This is a genomic window from Caballeronia sp. RCC_10 (genome assembly GCF_041360715.1).
In the GTDB taxonomy this organism is placed as follows: domain Bacteria; phylum Pseudomonadota; class Gammaproteobacteria; order Burkholderiales; family Burkholderiaceae; genus Caballeronia; species Caballeronia grimmiae.
In genome coordinates this window covers 121,706-139,964 of sequence record NZ_JBFUPT010000008.1, presented here as the reverse complement: position 1 = coordinate 139,964, position 18,259 = coordinate 121,706, and the positions used below count along the sequence as shown (strand labels likewise).

The window sequence follows — 18,259 nt, the reverse complement described above, 5'->3', positions numbered from 1 at the left end:
AGATTTGACATGACCGCCGAACATCGTAACGAGAAGTCGCTCGTCAATTCGCAGATTGAAGCCCTGGCTGCGAAGCGAATCAGACACACGCGCGTGAACGAGGTGATGACTGAACTTGACACACTGATCTATGAGGGCAGCCAGGACAGCATTCTGCTCGTGTGTGGCCCAAGCGGCGCCGGCAAGACGACGCTCGCCAAGTACATCGTCAACAATGCTCTCAAACAGGCGCAGGGTCAACTCGAGACAAACCGTGGAATCATTCCCGCGATCTTCACAGAGGCACCCTCGTCCGGCGAGAACGACTTCTCCTGGCGACTCCTCTATCAGCGAATCCTTTCGCAGCTCGACGACGATGCCGAGTCACCCAAGCTTGCTTGCGGGGTAGATCCGGAAACCGGGCGGATGAGCCGTCCTCGCGCAGCCAATCGGGCAACAACGCTCGCGGCTCTGCGTACCGCTGTCGAGCGTGGCCTTCGTGCACGTCAGGTCCGGTTCCTCGTTATCGACGAAGCCGCACACATCATTCGGCAGACTCGCGGCCGTAACAGGCTGGAGATTCAACTCGATACACTGAAGTCGCTTGCGAACCTGTGTGGAACGCAAATGGTGCTCATCGGCTCCTATGACTTGCACCACTTGGTTTCCCTCTCGGGGCAACTCGCACGTCGTACGCACGTGGTGCATTTCGAACGCTACAGGCAGGATCGGCCTGAGGACGTCCAGGCCTTCGAGCGTTGCGTATCCGGATTCGAAAAAACGCTTCCCGAACTGTGGGGCGGAAAGCTCACGAAATATTCGAAAGCGCTTCATGAGAACACCCTGGGATGCATAGGTACTTTGAGCGGCGTGCTCGTCCGTGCAGCCAGGCTCGCGACCATCACGAATGCGTGGACGACGGCCTCTCTCGAGCGCGCGCTTCTGTCCCAGGCTCAGCACAATCGCATTCTCGAGGAGATTCTTGATGGTGAATCGGGAATCGGCCCCAACCTGATCGCTGCATGAGCGCATCTGAGACGGCCAGTTTGCCACGGACGACCCGATGGAAGACGACAATTGCCCTCCTCGCTCGGCGCTTTATGCATTCCCGCCCATCGGCGTCGGAACGGCGGATGTGGAGAGCCTCACGAGCTACTTCTGCCGCCTCGCAGTGGCACATTGCGTATCTTCAACAGACTTGTTGCACAGAATTTCGAAGACGTGCGGTTGGTCGGCTCCGCCAAAAAACTTCTGGAAGGATGTGAACCTCGGCGGCATGGGCGATGTCGCGGAACGATATGCGTGCGCGTTGTCGGCGATGACGAGCGTCGAGCGTCTCGACTTGTTGACGCTCCGTCCTTGGCGCAACGTGATCGCAAAAAGCAGCAAGGCGCCGGCGACGACTCGATGGTGCGCCGCGTGCTTCGAAGAGGACTTGGTTCAAGGAGGAATGCCCTATTTCCGACTCGCGTGGGATGTCGGCGACATCGATGTTTGCGCAAAGCATGGCACCCGACTCCCGGATGCCTGCTCAGACTGCGGCCGTACCGGGGCGAGGAACAACGCTGCATGCGTTGTTCCTGGATGGTGCTGCTACTGCGGAGCACCTCTCGGCAGAGTCCAAGAGGCGCATGCATCAGCGTCTGCTGCCGAGACGTGGAAAGCTGCGCAGGTCGGGCAGCTTCTGGCCGCGCAGGCTTCGATAATCTCGGCACCGGATCGCGGCGCCATGATGGAGCGAGTTCGGAAGCTTATCGACCAACTCGACGACGGGATGAGCGCAAGGTTCGCGCGGCGCATCGGCTCGAACAAGTCAACCGTGCATTACTGGTTCAAGCAAGGCGTTCCCACACTTGCGGCTCACCTGCGTATCGCATCGCAGACGGGCGTGTCGCTCCTGGCGCTGCTTACTGGATGTGTTGATGGCGAGATTCCGTGCTTGCGTGAAACTCCTTCGTTGGCGGAGCTGTTCCCCGACTACAAAAAGCGCGCATCGCCGCGTCGAAGCGACAGCAGCCACGTCGAGGAGCAGATGGACGAGCTACATCAATCAGACGACGCGGTCAGCGTCAGCGACGCGTCGCGGCGACTGAACGTGCATCGACGACGGCTTTATCGTCTCGATAATGCGAAGGCGCACATCATCGGGGCGAAGTGGTTAGAGCAGCAACGCCACCGTAGCGAACAACATCGGCTTGAAGCCGCCCGCGCGATCGAAGCGGCAGTCGCGGATATTCTCTCCAGTGGGAAAGCACCGAACCTCCGCGAGGTTCAGCAACTGGTTTCTCGCGAGGTTCTTGGCGGTGTTCGTGGACTTTTCGCAATGATCCAAGAGGCTAGCGCGAAAATCGAGGAGTCGAAGTCCGCAACATTGCCATGAAAATCTCTGTCGCATATTCTGCGAACTGCCATATTCGGGGAGAGCGACTGCAACCAAGAAGGCGCGCGGCTCTGAAGACGCGCACCTCCCATTCATTTTCGGCGAGTCCTTACACCGGGACCGGCGACGCTTCTACAAACGGCGCGAAGCGTTCCGTGATAAGGACGTTGGTCAGTACCTGCTGCAACGGAACACCTGCGATGTCCGTCCCTGCCCGCATCTGCAAAGCTCCGCTTCCCACGAAGGATACGATACGCTGAAACCTTTGGACCGTCGGCTCCGGGTCAGGCTGATGCCGATGCGCCTCGTTGTGCAACGTTCCCGCAGGAAAGTCGAACACACCAAACGCGTGGTCGATTCGCTCACCTTCATGAGTCTCCAGCAAAACAGGAACGCGCTTCAGCTTCTTCCAACGGTCGATTGCAGCCCATACTTCTGGGTCGGCCATTTCGGCGACCCAGTAGATTTGCAGCCCGCCAATCTGCGCGCGGATGGTCATCAGGAGGCCGTCTTTGCGCGGAATATACCCGAAGCCGAAACAGGCCCGGCCATTACTTTTTGACAGCCAACGAGCGTCTGCGGGCGCGACCGGACACGTCAGTACCGGAGTGTCGGCGGGCATCCCGACCGTTTGCTTCGGGCGTACAGGGAGTGACCGCAAGTCTATGATGCCGCCAATTCCGACGGGACAGCCTGCGATGTTGAGACAGAAAGTCGCTTCCATTTTTGGTTTATTCCAATGAGAGTTTTGCCGCAGCGATTGCAGCGGATCCAATGCACATCCGTCTAAGCACGGACGACAACACCCCGGAGCATTTGCTCCAGACTCGAGCGGACGCGACAAGTCATATCGCGCCAGCGCCAAGATCAAAGGTGTTTCAGTGCATCGAGTTCAACTCGTCCTCGGAAAGGTCCACACTCCTCTCGCTTGGTCGGCGAGCAAGAATGCAAAATAAAGCTGGCCACTATTATAACGCGATTCGTCTTACGTTTCAACGCTTCGTGCTATTTTCCCGGCAGCTTTAAAAAAAACGGAATTTATATTTCGCCCAGTGTTGGGTCCTATATGTGTTTTGCCAATGTCGCTGTTGCGGAAATGCGGCGCGCGCTCTTCAGCCAAAACAAGTGGTATCGAGAGGCATTGCGCTTTGCGCGAAGACCGAGAGACAACCCCAGTTTGCCAATAGGACCGGCGAAGAGCGGCACGCGCGCGGCGCGCATGGCAACCAGGCGAAAACACGAGGCGCATAACGCTCGCAAGTGTTCGCGGAACTTGTGCTCTTGCTCCCGTCAACGAGTAACGCAAGATCGATCACACCGACAATGGCAACCCGCTCGTGACGGCATCGGCCTCGCATACGGCGCTCAACGTTCGAGCGCGCGCATAGAGTCAGTGCAAACAGAAACACACAGGCGCAGAGCCCAGTCGCCTCCTCCCCTGGCTGCCGGCCGCGCAGCGGCCAACATACCGCGCTGGGAAAACATGAATCCCTTACTCACGAGAGAACATCGAGACAGCGCTGAGCAGGATCGCGATGAAACGACCTTCGCTTCGAGAACATTCGCGCCGCCAACGGCCGACACATGATCCTCGCGCCCGCCACCGCACCGCCCTGGCTGCCAGCCGCGCAGCGGCGCTCAATCGCTGAAAAACGAAATCACAAAAGCATATGCTTACGTGAGCATGTGGTTTTAATGATCGAGCACATCCTTCAGTGAGGATCTCGTTTTTGAGAAATGGAAACATACGCTCACTAAAGAAACTCCTTTGTGAGCATATCTTTTTTGAGAGTAGAAAGGCAATACCGGGGCCCCTGTCGTTAGCGCAGGTGCCCCTTCCATCGTCACTTAGCTCGACGACTCCGCCAGACTGTTTCGGGTCCCACGCCTCTAGCTTCGCCAGCGTGTCCGCTTTCTCAGGCCCCATCCCCGTGGTGCGGAATTTTCTCCAGCGCGCCACCGGTCACAACCCGTCCACGCATGGAGGCCACCGCCGCATCTCTTCAGTCGGAAGAGCCGACACCGACGTCGGGCGGCTTGTGCTCGGCCGACGCGTGACTGTGGGATGTATAACATTCGCAATCCATTAAAACAATGCAGTATTCGTCCTGAAACGCGCCATCCAATTCACCTAGGCTGAAAATCGCCGCTATTTAGTGATTCATTTTAAAAATTGCCATCATGAGTTTATTTGTAACAATACCGTTTCCGGGTCAATGAACTTGTGGAGCAGCGCCTTCTCATCCAGCGAGCGATGCATGAGGCGCCGCCGCCTGAAGCACCTGAGCGGGGCCGAACCGATGGCGCCCTCTGCAACCGAGCGCGTTTCGCGGTAGCCGTCGCGAGGATGGGCGCGTCGCTTGATAGAGGCGATGCCGAGTGCCCGCGGGTGCGCATCGGATTTGATCGCGATCGTGGCCATTCTCGCCTTGTTAGTGCCATGCGGCGGAGCAAGCGGTTGCGGGCGCCAGCCGCGATGAAGCTGTGCGGCGTCGACCGGCTTTGGCAGCGCGGCCGGATCGTGGAGCCGTCCTCCTGGCCGATGGCTCTGCCCTCCGAAAGGCGCTAGAGTGACGTGCATAGAACGCGGGATTTCGACATGGCGACCAACCTATAAACTTTGGACATTCGGATTATCGTGTGGAAAGCTGTAGGGTAGGTTTGAAAGAACGGTGGCACGGTGACATTGCAGAGCTATACTCTGCGTGCCCACCAAAACCCGCAAACTGTACCGTTGTGATGTGCTGCCGTCGTCGTCCTCGCTCAAGCATCAGTTGCACTTCATCAATCGCCGGCGCGCGTGGCAGACGCTGTCTGTGCCGCTGACCATGCGTGATGGCGTTGTTATCTCCTATGAGGTGCGACAGCTTGCACAGGTTATGTTCCGCGCTGTGATGAAGCGTCACCGCCGACCTGCGCTGCACCGTCTGAACATGGTCGTCGACCAGCGGATGGTGACTGTGAGTCCGTCACAAACGGCGTCGCATTTCCGGATGTGGGCGCGACTGTCCACGCTCGACAAAGGCAAGCCGTCAACCTGCCGCTGCAGACCTATCCGTACTTCACGACGCGCGCCGGCGTCCGGGCGCTGACCGTGCAGGTCAACCAACGCAGCGATGGCACTTTCGGCGTGGGCATCTTGACCGATGTCACCGCTGCCCTCGCGGCGTCACGCGCCGCCTACCAGCCGCGGTGCGAAGCGCTCGCCCTGGACCTGGGACTCAATACGCTGTTCGCGACCGATCAGGGCGACCTGATTGGCCGGCAGTGGCGCTCGAAGCTCGAATACTACGACCGGCGCATCATGAACCTTGCGCAGTATCTCCAGAAGCGCGGCCTCAAGCCCAACCGGCACGCGCGATAGCGCAAGTACGTCGCTGCGATGCGCGGCTGGCTCGAGAGCGAGGTCGGCCGTTGCCTGAACCGGCTGGTCGCGACGCGCGCGCCGGCGGAACTTGTCGTTGAGCGGCTGGACTTCCGAGCGCCGGGCCTGAGCCGCCGGCTCAACAGGCTGCTTTCGAACATGGGCCGTGGCTTCTTCGAGGCCAAGCTCAAGGACCTCGAAGAGCGCTTCGGCATCACATGCAACAAAGTCATCGCCGCGTATTCCTCACAGGCCGATTCGGCCTGCGGATACGTGGATAAAAACAACCGCACCGAACAGGCGAACTTCAAATGCCTGTGGTGCGGACACCGTCGGCACGCGGATGTCAACTCGGCGCGTAACCTGATTCAGAGACGTTCTTTGGGTGATACAGGTACGAGCCGGGCGTCTCGCGATGCACTCCTCGGCGCGCTGGTACGCCAGCACGTCGCGCGATACAACAGACCTCGGGGTAGGTCTGCCGACCCGAGATTGTCCAATCCGTACTTCCGGTCCTGGACAGCCTCGGTGAGGTCAATCGAAGCTTACGTGTGAAGCGGTTTTCACACGTTAATCCGAATACCCTCTGAAGGCTTTGCTCAAGCGCGCGACAGCCCTCTCAGACCAACGCACTCAAGCGCTCATCGCTGCCGATTTGGCCGCCAATGCGCACCGCTACCCGCCGGCCGCAGCGTCGTCGGAAGAGATGGAAGCTGAGTTCGGTGCCGCAGACGAGCCCGTCGAACACCAAGAAGGCAAGGCCGGCCTGCAGAAATCGGCGGAAGGCCGACTGCGAGCAGCCGGCCAGACAACTGCTGGCGAGAGGTCGCTCAAGCGCTCAGCGGCGTAGACGCCACCTCTCGGTACAGCTCATAGTCGGCGATGTCGGAGTCGCACGCTTGGCTCGCGAGGTCGAGCATCTCGCATGCGAAGGATTCGCCGTCGTGGAAGGCGACGTTCCGCAGCAGCTGCACGACCTCCGCCGACCCAAACTCCATCCCGCCGCGACGCTTGCCATCGAGTATGAAGGTTGCCAGGCGTTGCTCGAAGCGGCTCACGCTAGCATCGTCGGTGCCCTTCGGCTCTTCGCCTGCGAGGGAGCTCGTCTTGGAAACCGCTCCTATCGCGTCGTGATGGCGGCGCCCGGCTTGGTCGGTACAGAATTGCGGGGAAATGAGCACCTGCACGGCGATCTCCTTTGAACGAGGTTACGGCACAAGCCGAAAATCCCGTATAGGCAGATCTGCCGCGAACCGAACGCTCGGCCGCATCATTGCCGGCCGGCCACCGGCATCCTTGGCTGCAGTGTTTCTGCTGGCGTCACGGCCTGCGATCGCGGAAATCCTGTTATCGATGCGGACCGACATCCCCGCGACGGCGTGTAAGCCGACAGTCTCCGTGCAAGGTCACCAAGCCAGTCGACGGCCCAATGCAATTTGCTGACGCAAGAGCTGGACGACGAAAGACGTAGCCCGTCGTAAGGACGGGCTACGGGTTCTCAGGGCTGAGCATCACGCGCATACATGCTCATCTTCGGGAATCCACGCGCCACTACCGGATTTCGTCAATATCGGGATTAGCTGCGAGAAACGAATTCCATTCGTTATCCTCAATAAGCAAGGGATAAGGGTTCGCCGAAGTGATTCTCAACCCGACTGTCGGCTTATGGTGGTGCCAAAGTGCGTAGACCCGACCCGGCTGATTCCGGTGGAAAGACTCCCAGCTCAGGCCGTGAATGACGTTCCCATAACGCCTGAACAGCGCGTGCGCCACCTCCTGATAGGGCTCGTATCCGGCGAATTTCCTCTGGCCGCCCGCCAGCCCCAAGGCAGAGCGGTTGCGAGCACCGTCGATTGGCATGAACACGGCGGGACCGTCGAGGGTGTACCTGACCACGCGATACCTTTTGGCCCGCTCGGTCAGCCATGTGTAGCGGTCCATCGCATCCGCAGACAGAATATGGCATTCGATCGCCACCGTCGGCAGCGTGTTACCCATATAGAGCACCGCATAGTCATCCTTGTGACCAGCCGGCGGATCGACACGAAGATTGCGGTACTTTGCATCGGGCGGATCCCAGTCTCCGCCCGGATGCGAAAACAGACGCACGAGTGTTTCGCTGTTGGGGTCGAGCAATTCTAGTTCGAGTTCACTGCCACGAATCACAGGCGGCGCCGCTGAACTCATGATGCGAGCACCGCCGCGTATGCCTTGGCTGCCTGAAGTACCGCCTCCAACCGTTCTGCGGACGGAGCCGATAAAAATCCTGCAGCATCGTCCGCGAGACTCCTTTGAGAAGTCATCGTTCCGAGCATCGCTTCGACGGGAGAGAGCCCTCCCAGAAGATCGCTCGGCGAAGTGAAGAACGCGTACGCAGCTGCGCCCTCCGGTCGCTCAAGCGCATCGAGCACCTGCTTGAGCGGCTCACCCGAAATGCCCGTCCAAGCCTGGAAGGCCGGATACTCGCGACCGCGCTTACGCCCGGGTCGGAGGACAGAAAAGAGCTCTCCAGCTTTTTCCCGCTGACGCACGGACTCATCTCCGATTCCTCCGAGCGCTTGCCCCATCGCAACTGCCGAAAGCAGCCGAGCTGGATCGTCCTGCAGCGCTTCTACCCGCGCCTGCGGAATTTGCTCGCGCACGCACTCGATGACGCGCTCAAACTCAATCTGCCGTTGCACCAAACGCGTTTCGACCATCGTCTCGACCCAGGACTGCAGCAGTTCGAGAACCGATTCATTCAGTCCCGCTCCACGCAGCGCTTTCACGTGGGCGCTGTTTACCTTCTCGAGTGCTTCGTCGATTACGTTGTGGCTGCGAAGTTGCGCCGCTACACGCTCGATCATCGAACTGGAAACTGCAGGCAGCCCTGATACGGCGGCGCTGGCAAGCACGACGTGCAATTGGTCTTGTACGGAGAAAGAGCCACTGCGCCCAGGCTTGAACCGGGAGAGCATCTGTGCGATGCCCTGCTCAATTGAGGCAAGGTGGTCCGTGCGTTCGCGCCGTGACGCGTTTGTCTCCGGCGGAGCAAAGAACAATGGCATGAGGCACCTCCCTAGAGTGAGCTGGAAGCAGCTACTGAGGAAGTATAGCCTATGTTGGCTAACTTGGCTTATTTCGGCACTGAGATGTTTGCCGAGTAGTTCGCTCGTTTTATCTGAAAGTCAACTGTTTGTAGAAGCGGATCCGCCACCGGCCGGCGCTCCGAAACGGCGGCTTGCCGAGGCCAGCGTGTGTCGCTTCATCGACGGAGCCTTTAGACTTCGCCGTTCCATCCGACGGACCGGCCGCTGCCCAGCGCCAGGCGTCCAATCGCCCAGCCTGCTCTCAGGGCGGCGCCGGTTGGTCCTGCTGGCGAGAGACCCTCGCCGATGGTCACTATATCTCTGCCGATCCATCCGGTAATGCCCAAATCTGGGGAGCCTCCAGCGATGACAACAAGATGTCGGTGGGCGTCGGATAGCCCAGGAGAAGCCCCCTCGCGAGAGCTCGGACGGCGCCCGGTACCTCGTAGGTCTTCCCGTCAACGAGCGTTTCAGGAAATCCCTGGTCGCCAACACAGATGCGGTACGCTGTTCCGGCGTAGTCATGGCACTCCCCCTCAAAGTTCGAGATTCCGATGCGCCAACTCGCAGCTCGTCTACGCCGGCCGGCCGCGCTTGCATTGCTGAGCTTGGCGCCCGCCGTACTTTTGTACGAGCGCGGCGTCTAGCTAGCGAAGCGCTCCGATGCTGCTAGCCTTTCGTCCTGCAGGAATCCGCGACCGAAGCGTCATTTTGCACCATTTCAGTCGCATACGACCGATTTACCGTGATGAGGGCGAGGGCGATTCGAAACGCTTATCAAAAAAGAAGCAATCCTCCGACGTCGCGACATCGGCCATTCGACAAATTCGGTACGATGACCGACCAACTTGTGGCACCGGCGGAACGCGCTAACCTGTCGGTCGCAGGCATTGACAACGCAGACCGTGCGATGCTGGCACTGGGAGAAAGCCGACCGCTCCTCGCGAAGATTCATGGCGACTACCAATCAGTCAGCCTGAAAAACACGAACGACGAACTGCGTTCGCTGCGGTCTCAACCAATGTGTCAAAGTTGGTGCTGAAAAGGCACGGGACCCGACGCGTCGTGATCAGCGCTGCGAGGAATCGAAATCGTGAAAAGCCCATTGATTTTGAGCGGGCTTTTTCCTGCAATGCAAGGCAATTGCGCAAATCTTCTGAGCCGGCCCGTGATTGTCCTGTTGCTGCGGCTCACCGCGAGGGCCGGCTGCGGCGCCATAGCGCTCGTCGCCAGTCAGCCTGACCCATCTCACGTTCGGCGGCGGTGCCACCGCGTCGCCAGGCTTGCGTCCGCGGCTGCCCTCCCGATCTTTTGATTCCGAATGATCTCGAGAAAACGTGGCTGAGCGTGAAGACGCCCCTTCTACCGTGCTAAATATTTCGTGGGCCGTGCCGTAATCCAGAGACAAATTCAAAACGATTCCCGCGCATGTCTCGACCGCACACGCACTACGACAACCTAAAGGTATCCCGCAACGCGCCGCCCGAAGTCATACGAGCGGCCTACAAGGCGTTGAGCCAACGTTACCATCCGGATAAGAACAGCAGTCCGGACGCCACTCGCATCATGAAGATCCTGAATGAGGCGTATGAGGTCTTGGGCGATGCTGAAAAGCGGCAACGATACGATGCAGCTCTTCTTGACGAAGAGGAACCGGTCCGTCCGGCATCCGGCGGAGAACAGCAACGCACCGCTGAGCCGCCAGAAAGGGAGAAGCAAGAACACAAGGCTTCACCGAACCCCCAGCCTACCGCTTCGGAAGTCCCTCCGAGTTCGGCTTCGGCTACCGGTGGGAAGAAGCGCTCCGGATGGTTCTGGATCGTCGGCATCGTGGTTGCCATCTTCATCCGCATGGTAGTGGGCGCGTCGCACAATTCGAGCAACAGCGAAACAGCAGCGCCGTCGCAATCTGCAAACAGCGCGGTCAGTGACTTGTCATCCAATGCACCCGCGGCCGCTTATGGTGCGCCTGTGCGCAACGAGCCAAAAGTCATCACCAGCTTTGACTGTACGAAAGCGCGTTCCACGTCCGAGAAACTGATTTGCAACGACGCCGAGCTTGCGTCTCTGGATTTAGACTTGGCAACCGTTTTTGCACAAGCTAAGGGCGTCGCACCCGACAAGCGGGCGTTTGCCGACACCGCTCGCAGGGCATGGAACTGGCGAAACGCCAATTGCTTCAACAAGTCGTGTCTCGTGACCTGGTACAACGAACAGCGCGATCGCCTCGTTGCAATATTGAACCAGCCGGTAGATTCTGCGCCCGCTCCTGCGGAACCGATTGTCAATGCGGATGTGACAACATCCGGCCAGAGCGGAGTCATGGTCTCGGCGCAACCGATCTCTAGCTCACCCCAGGCGGCTCCTTCGAGCTTCTATGCGGAACGAGTGAAGCGCCGGGTTCGACCGAACATCATATGGGCGGGCGATACCTCCGGATTAGAAACAGTGATTGCCGTTCGCCTCGGCCGGACGGGCACCCTGTTGTCCGCGAGTGTTTCGCGCTCGAGCGGGAACTCCCAATGGGATGACGCTGCGCTTCGTGCAGTCCAGAGGTCAGACCCGATGCCGGTGGATGTTTCCGGAGAAGCCCCTGCGTCGTTCACGATAACGTTAAGCCCGAACGGCGACAGCCCAGCGCTTCAGTCCGGTCGGGACAAGGCTATTGCGTGGGTCCACGCGATCAAGGCGCAGCACCCTGACGCAGATGGCGCATATGATTCTGCCGCGCGGAACCTGGCTTCCATTAAAGCTTCATGTCCGGACGCGATCTTGCTCCAGCAGACGCCGCACAGACCGAGCGAATACCGGCCCGTGATCATGTTCCTCAGCCAGCAATGCAGATTCATTGCAAGCTATTGGCCGGAAACCAACGAGGAGCAAATCTCGTTCGACTCGGCAATGATTGAAAATTGGCGCGGCTATTGTTCGACGGGCGGAGCGATGCAAACGAGTTGTGTGCGGGGCGGAGGCGCGTAGTCAGTCGCATACACCCGGTGAAGACTGCGAGCAAACGCTTGGGTAACCAGAATCCGAGCGACGAAAGCGCTTGGCACGGCCGCGTTGTACGACTCCCTGAGCGGCGGCAAGGGCCCCAAGAGTCATCTCGCTGCACCATTCCCAAATTGCCGGCTGCAGTCTCGCGATGCTCGCCGTCGAGCCATCCGGCCATCTCCTCTCCTCGGCCGCTGCCGGCTGAGTATCCGACTCCGCGCTTTCAACAGCGCCAGCTTCGGATCGATCTTACCGCGCATTAATCCGGCAACTCCCCCCCGCCGCATACCCTAGCGACTTCTCGGTCGTTCCGCTTCCGCGCCTTCCCTCGTCCACCCCGATCATTTTATCGAAGAGTTACTTCGGCGATTTTCGGTCATATGCGACCGAAGTGGTGATCATGCGCCGCAGGTGTTCTTACACCTCTATATGCACCTTCATTTCGCAACGACGTAATGCTCGACCTAACCCAACTCACCGCCCTCTTCGACAAACTCGGCACGCCTTGCGCAGGTCGCCAACTCATTCTCGACGCCCGCATTCAAGCGCCCGTCAGTCCGGCAATGCCCCAAGCCGGAGCCGTGGTCACCGTCCTGGCCAGCCAGAAGATGGGCCGCGAAATTCGCACTGAAACTCGCCACATTGAGTTTGCCGTCGCCGTTACGAAAGAGCACGCCAACGACGTGCACGAGTACTACACGCGCCCCTGCGAATTGAAGCTCCGCTTGGAAGATGAATCGACCGGCCAGATTCGCAACGTGCTCCACGTCCCGGATTTCCTCACCATTAGCGAAGACGGCTTTACGCTGGAGGAATGGAAGTCTGAAGCAAAACTCGCCCGGCTCGCGGAGAAGTACCCGTATCGCTTCTCGAAAGACAGCGACGGCCAATGGTATGCGCCGCAAATCGAGAAACAGCTCGCCGACCTCGGTATCCGCTATCGCGTTTTCAGCGATGCATCGATTCCGCGCCGGCGCGTGGATAACCTGCTCTACCTGGCCGACTATCTTCATCTGGCAGAACCATGTCCGGACGACGTCCTCGCGCGCCTTCACACGGCGCTGCAAGAGCATGGCTCCCTCAGCTTCATGGAACTGCTCGCGGCTCCGCATGAGTTCGACGCGGACTTTCTGAACCAGGCGATCGCGGGAAACCGCGTGGCCACCGACCTTGATGGCCAGTCGCTCGCCGATAAGCGCTCTTTTCACCTGTACCGCGATGAAGCGTTGCGCGATTTCATGCTTGCCGACAGCCGCACGGGTAACCTGCCAGGTGTTGACCGCTTCGCCCTCAACATCGCAGACGGCGCGAAGTTCATCTACGAAGGCAACGAGCTCACCATCGTGATGGTTGCCGGCGACTCCGTCGTCTGCAACAGACAGGACGGGTCGACAATCTCGTTGACGCGGTCATGGCTCGAGAGCGCGCACGAAAAAGGCCAAGTGACTTGCCCTCAACAGGACAAGCAATCCAGCCAAGACTTGAGTCGCTTCTCGAAGGAAGACTTCGAGGCTGCGCTTCGCAGGCAGGCCCTGCTTGAGGCAGAGCCGGGCCAAGCATCCGTATCCGGCCGCACGCTTCGCCGCTGGAAAGCGCGCCAAGAAATCGCGCTCGCCAATGGAGACAACGACGTTCTTGCATTGGTGCCCCAAACCGGCGCGAAGGGCAATCGCAGGCCACGCTTGAGTGCGCGTCAGGTCGAATTGATGGACGAAGTCATCGACACGGAGTGGCGCAACAGCAAGGCCATCAACTACAGAACTTGCTATCGCATGATTCTCATCGCGTTTGATGAGGCGGGCGAAAAGGCGCCCTCCTATCCGACGCTTATTGACCGGATTAAGACGCTGGAGACCAATGATGACGTCCGCACGCGACTCGGAAAGCGAATCGCATATCAGCAAAGCACGTTCATAGACGTCCTGCACCACGACTCACCGGCGCATGGAAGCCGACCGTTCCAGTACGTCCATATTGACCACACGCTACTCGATATTGAGGTGATTTCGAGCCGGACTGGAAAGCCGTTGGGCCGACCGTGGCTGTCGCTTGCTGTCGACGCCTGGTCGCGACGCATCGTGGCGTTCTACCTAACGTTCGATTCGCCGTCGTACACGTCGGTCATGATGACGGTCCGGGACATGGTGCGAAGGTTCAATCGCCTTCCCGAATTCATCGTCGTCGACAATGGCAGCGATTTCCTGTCGGCCGCATTCGAGTCGTTTCTTCGTGCGATGGGTACCAACCTGCGCTTTCGACCGGCCGGGCAGCCAAGGCATGGAGCCGTGCTGGAGCGCATGTTCGGTCGCTTGAACACGGAATACATCCACAACCTTGCTGGCAATACGAAGGCGACCAAGAACGTCCGCATGGTCACCGGCTCCCACCTGCCTCAAAAGCTCGCAGAGTGGACGCTCGGCGCGCTCTACGCAGGCATTGAGCATTGGGCTTGCGAGTTCTACGACCAAAACCTTCATCCGGCACTCCAAGAGTCACCGCGCGAGGCCTTCGTACGCGGCATGCGAGAGAACGGCAAACGTTCGCAGACGCATATCCAATTTAATCGCGACTTCCTGATTGCGACGTGTCCGCCAGTCGACCGCACGGGCACGCGCCAGGTCCACCGTCAACGTGGTGTCAAAGTGGACCAGAGGCTCTACTGGAGCGATGCGTTCGATTCAGCACAGCTCGATGGCGAGAGCGTGCAGGTCCGCTACGATCCTTGGGATGCGTCTTCAGTCTATGTTCGCGTCAAGGAAACTTGGGTCCGTGCGCATTGCCGCACCCTGCAAGGTCTAGCTCTGCTAACGGACGTCGAGAAGCGAACGTTGACCGAGGAATACGCCCGTCGGCACGGATCCGTTTCGGATACCGAGCGCGATAAACAGCGGCTTCGCGACTTTATTCAGGTTTTCACGCCGGAGGGAGCGCTTGCGACAGAGTTTGAGCGCCAGGCAGAGAACCGGCTCCTGTACAGCGACCTGCACTTTGCAAGCGTCGAACCTGTCGTCGCGCCGCGCAGAGTTGGTCTCAAGCCGGAGGCGCCGCAGATAGCCGATGCGCCGAAGGGAACGGCAGCGCCAACTCAGCAAGAACAACCCGTTAGCCCGCCGTTGTCGCCGTCCGAAGAGACCATTGATGCCGACGACGACCTTATTGATTTCGAAGATTTTTAAACGCCACCACATGTCACAACCCAACGAAAAATTGCAGCCACCGGCAATCGACCCGGCAAGGGTGCTCACGGCAAAGCGCATCAAGCACACTCGCGTCACGGAGGTGATGAGCGAACTCGATACGCTCATCTACACCGGCAGCCAAGACAGCATCTTGCTCGTATGTGGCCCGACAGGCGCTGGAAAAACGACGCTATCGCGGCACATGGTTGAGGCCGCACTCGAGAAAGGTCGTTCCCAAATGGAAGCAAACGGTGGCGTCATCCCCGCCGTCTACGTTGAAGCGCCGTCGTCGGGCGAGAACAATTTCTCGTGGAGGCTCTTTTACCGCCGGATTCTGAGCCAGCTCGGTGACGACCTTGAAGCACCCAAGATGCTGTATGGAGTCGACAACGAAACCGGAAGAGCAATACGGCCGCGCAATGCTACTGGCAACAGCCTAGCTGCCCTTCGGACTGCCGTCGAGCGAGGGCTACGCGAGCGCCAGGTTCAGTTTCTCGTCATCGATGAGGCGGCGCACATCATTCGCCAGACCCGCGGCAACCATCGGCTTGAGATTCAGCTTGATACGCTCAAGTCGTTGGCAAACCAATGCGGTACGCAGATGGTCCTGGTCGGATCGTACGACCTGTATCTGCTCGTTTCTCTTTCCGCGCAACTTGCGCGACGCACTCACGTACTTCACTTCGAGCGTTACCGCGACGACCGACCAGAAGACGTGAAGGCGTTCGGAGCGTGCGTTCTCGCGTTTGAAAGAACGCTGCTCAACCTTTGGGGAGGACAGCTCACGCAATACACAAAGCCTCTGCTGGAGAACACGCTCGGATGCGTCGGCACGTTGAGCAGCGTGCTTATCCGCGCCGCGAAGCTAGCCGAAGCCGCTGGTTCATGGTCGGTCGATTCACTAGAACGCGCGCTCCTTACGGAGGCACAGCGCAAGCGGATTCTCGAGGAAATCATCGACGGAGAGAGCGCCATTGGGCCGAGCTTTACGCGGGTGATGCCCAAAATCAAACGTGCGCCAGGATAAGAATGAAACGTCAGCAAAACATGAATGAAGAACTGTTAATCCCACGCTCGCTGCTCAATCCCGTCGCACCGATCGGCGTCGGAACGCCGGAAGTGGAGAGCATGGTCAGCTATTTCTGTCGGCTCGCCCTGTCGCACTGCATTTCAGCGACCAAACTTGGACACACCGTTGAAAGAGGCATGCAGTGGCGCCTCCCGGACGGCTGGAGATGGCATGCAATTAATCTGAGCGGAATGTCCGATACGGCACACGACTGGGTGTGCGCACTTTCGAAGCTGACCAGCGTCGAGAATCTGGCTTCGCTGACACTGCTTCCGTGGCGCGACGTCATCGCAGAGCAAGGTGCTCGGGCTACGTCGGCGCAGTGGTGCCCGCATTGCCTTGCCGATGACCGAGCGGCAGGCGCTACGCCCTACTTTCGGCTGTCGTGGGATGTCGGTGTCGTAAGTGCATGCTCTAAACACAAAACGCGGCTCGTGCATGCGTGCCCCGACTGTGGCCGCGCCAACACTCGGCACAATTCCATTTATGTCGTACCAGGGTGGTGTACTTCTTGTGGGGGCTTTCTTGGGGCTGGTGATTCGGAACCGGCCACGTCCGCAGAAATTTGGATTGCGGGCCAGCTCGGCGCCACGCTCTCTGTGCAATACAGCTTGACATCAAGGCCGTCACTGGCTGCCTTGCTCGACGGCATCCGCGAGCTGGTCCAGCGGTTGGACGACGGGAAAAGCGCGAAATTCGCTCGACGCATTGGCCTTCCGAAAACCAATGTTCACTACTGGCTTTCTGAGGGAGGCACGCCTAGACTGTCCGCTCTTTTGCGCATCGCCTCACAAACCGGATTGACACTTCCACAGCTGCTGGCCGGCAACCCCACCGACTGGCCCGATGCGTACGCCAACATTCATGATTTGGACTCCCTCTTTCCTGAAGTAAAAAAGCGAGCGCCGCGCAAAGTTCACGATTGGGACCGGATTCGCGCGCAACTAGCTGCATTAAATGACTCATCTGCCGTCGTCGTCAGTGTTAGCGAAGCGGCGCGAAGCCTAGATGTTGGCGTCCGCCAGCTATATGTTCACGCCAATGAGGAAGCGCGCGTCCTGGCTCTACGCTGGAATCAACACAGACAGCAGCTTAGCGCGGAAAGTCGGAAAAAAACAAGAAAGATTATCGAGCGGATCTACCCAGAGGTTGCCGCTAAGGGGAAGACGTTGAATCTTCGCGAAATCATCGCCCATGTGTCTAAAGAAGATTTATCTGGGCTGACCGGTGTCTACGACATACTGCAGGAATATACAGGAAACGCTTGAGCTTTTCGGCCGAGTCACTCTGCTCGGATGTCGCTCTCCCGATAGGCCGCTGACTCGCGCTGCTGGCGCGTATACGCCGCCCTTTGGCAGGTCGGCGCCCTTGCGAAGGTCACCAAAAATGTCTGGCTGCGCCGGCTGGGGCCTATCCGGAAGCGTCGCGATCAACCTTTCGGCGCGGATCCCGCTGAATTTGCTCGCCAACGAACGCGGTAGAGCCGAGACCGCACAATTGTTGTGACCTTGCCTCGCGGAGGCCTGGGCAGCGGACAATTTGTTGGTGACTTTCGGCAAGGCCCGCCAGGGTCGAGTTGGCGGTTCGGCCCAGCTTTCGAGAAGTAGCTTCCCCTGTTTGTGTGGCCGCCGGCCGGCGACGGCTGGCTCGCGCCGCATTCGGCCGCGATATCGCAAACATCGTGCCTTGGTCGCTGATGCGCGCGAGCACACGCCCTCGCGAGCGCAAGCCGCTTTTCTTTTATGCCCGCCGACGCGGTGGATGCGCCAAAGCCAGATCCGGTCGTCATCGGTCAACCGCACCGGCGACCCGGAATAAAAGGGTCAGATAATCTGGGAGTGGTGATCAAGGGTGGCATGCACACAAGATCTTGTGTTTCTCGCCCCCACTCCTCCCTTATTTTGTGCAAATTCAAACATTAGACGGTTCGCTTGTGGTATAGTTTGCCTCGTGGCTACACGGGTAGTAAGAAGTACGGGGTGACGCCACTGGCCAGCCGCCGAGATGTTGCTGAGTAGGCGACTGATTCTTGGGAAGTGCGCGACAGCAAACCGGCGATCCGCTGGGTCAAGCCGTCGCATGTGGTTAGGAGTGTTAAGCAATGGCAGAGAAACTAAAACCCGGCCAAATTGCGCCGCGATCTGGCGAATATGGAGTCGTTGGCCCACGAGGCGGTAAGACCGGGCAAGAACGAACGGCGGTGAAAGGCAAGCCGATGCCGCCTAC

The 18,259-nt window shown here is 59.1% G+C and carries 13 protein-coding genes and 2 pseudogenes; 10 read left to right on the top strand and 5 right to left on the bottom strand.

The annotated features are described in order from the left end of the window. Window positions 1-9: 9 nt before the first annotated feature. Together AB6804_RS16505 and AB6804_RS16500 are read left to right on the top strand one after the other, a co-directional pair. A complete protein-coding gene (locus tag AB6804_RS16505; protein ID WP_370887334.1) occupies window positions 10-1,005 on the top strand; it encodes an AAA family ATPase in 996 nt (331 codons plus the stop codon). Between the two features lie 37 nt (window positions 1,006-1,042). After that, window positions 1,043-2,359, top strand: coding sequence for a TniQ family protein (locus AB6804_RS16500; protein ID WP_370887333.1), 1,317 nt, complete (start codon window positions 1,043-1,045; stop codon window positions 2,357-2,359). 109 nt (window positions 2,360-2,468) lie between these two features. On the opposite strand, the gene AB6804_RS16495 is transcribed toward AB6804_RS16500, so the two are convergent. Both AB6804_RS16495 and AB6804_RS16490 read right to left on the bottom strand, forming a co-directional pair. After that, window positions 2,469-3,134: a hypothetical protein gene (locus AB6804_RS16495; protein ID WP_370887332.1), complete on the bottom strand. Its 666-nt coding sequence runs from the start codon at window positions 3,132-3,134 to the stop codon at window positions 2,469-2,471. Between the two features lie 1,404 nt (window positions 3,135-4,538). Next, on the bottom strand, window positions 4,539-4,781 hold the full coding sequence (locus tag AB6804_RS16490; RefSeq protein WP_370887331.1) for a hypothetical protein: 243 nt from the start codon (window positions 4,779-4,781) through the stop codon (window positions 4,539-4,541). A gap of 283 nt (window positions 4,782-5,064) precedes the next feature. Here AB6804_RS16490 and AB6804_RS16485 point away from each other — a divergent pair, with 283 nt between their 5' ends. Genes AB6804_RS16485 through AB6804_RS16475 form a run of 3 tightly spaced genes read left to right on the top strand, consistent with a single transcriptional unit; the run spans window position 5,065 to window position 6,278 of the window. Then, entirely contained in the window at window positions 5,065-5,451 is a 387-nt protein-coding gene (locus AB6804_RS16485) for a hypothetical protein (RefSeq protein WP_370887330.1), read from the top strand. A gap of 2 nt (window positions 5,452-5,453) precedes the next feature. Beyond that, window positions 5,454-5,723: a hypothetical protein gene (locus AB6804_RS16480; RefSeq protein WP_370887329.1), complete on the top strand. Its 270-nt coding sequence runs from the start codon at window positions 5,454-5,456 to the stop codon at window positions 5,721-5,723. A gap of 18 nt (window positions 5,724-5,741) precedes the next feature. Then, window positions 5,742-6,278, top strand: coding sequence for a zinc ribbon domain-containing protein (locus tag AB6804_RS16475; RefSeq protein ID WP_370887328.1), 537 nt, complete (start codon window positions 5,742-5,744; stop codon window positions 6,276-6,278). 275 nt (window positions 6,279-6,553) lie between these two features. Here AB6804_RS16475 and AB6804_RS16470 read toward each other — a convergent pair whose 3' ends face one another. The 3 genes from AB6804_RS16470 to AB6804_RS16460 form a co-directional block, all read right to left on the bottom strand. Continuing rightward, window positions 6,554-6,910: a hypothetical protein gene (locus AB6804_RS16470; protein ID WP_370887327.1), complete on the bottom strand. Its 357-nt coding sequence runs from the start codon at window positions 6,908-6,910 to the stop codon at window positions 6,554-6,556. Between the two features lie 364 nt (window positions 6,911-7,274). After that, window positions 7,275-7,910 (bottom strand): RES domain-containing protein, encoded by a 636-nt coding sequence (locus AB6804_RS16465; RefSeq protein WP_370887326.1) that lies wholly within the window; start codon window positions 7,908-7,910, stop codon window positions 7,275-7,277. Next, a complete protein-coding gene (locus AB6804_RS16460) occupies window positions 7,907-8,770 on the bottom strand; it encodes a hypothetical protein (RefSeq protein ID WP_370887325.1) in 864 nt (287 codons plus the stop codon). The genes AB6804_RS16465 and AB6804_RS16460 overlap by 4 nt, the downstream gene beginning before the upstream one ends. A 1,449-nt stretch (window positions 8,771-10,219) precedes the next feature. Between AB6804_RS16460 and AB6804_RS16455 the strand changes: the two are divergent. The 5 genes and pseudogenes from AB6804_RS16455 to AB6804_RS16435 all read left to right on the top strand — a co-directional run. After that, window positions 10,220-10,360, top strand: a pseudogene (locus AB6804_RS16455) (DnaJ domain-containing protein); the annotation flags it as partial. Window positions 10,361-11,152: 792 nt separating this feature from the next. After that, a pseudogene (locus AB6804_RS16450) lies at window positions 11,153-11,419 on the top strand (energy transducer TonB); the annotation flags it as partial. 821 nt (window positions 11,420-12,240) lie between these two features. Next, window positions 12,241-14,961 carry a Mu transposase C-terminal domain-containing protein gene (locus AB6804_RS16445; RefSeq protein WP_370887324.1) on the top strand — a complete coding sequence of 907 codons (2,721 nt, stop codon included), beginning with the start codon at window positions 12,241-12,243 and terminating at the stop codon, window positions 14,959-14,961. A gap of 10 nt (window positions 14,962-14,971) precedes the next feature. After that, window positions 14,972-15,991 carry an AAA family ATPase gene (locus tag AB6804_RS16440; RefSeq protein WP_370887427.1) on the top strand — a complete coding sequence of 340 codons (1,020 nt, stop codon included), beginning with the start codon at window positions 14,972-14,974 and terminating at the stop codon, window positions 15,989-15,991. A 2-nt stretch (window positions 15,992-15,993) separates the two neighbouring features. Beyond that, the gene (locus AB6804_RS16435; RefSeq protein ID WP_370887323.1) at window positions 15,994-17,301 is read left to right on the top strand and encodes a TniQ family protein; all 1,308 of its coding nucleotides are present in this window, start codon (window positions 15,994-15,996) and stop codon (window positions 17,299-17,301) included. Window positions 17,302-18,259 lie beyond the last annotated feature (958 nt).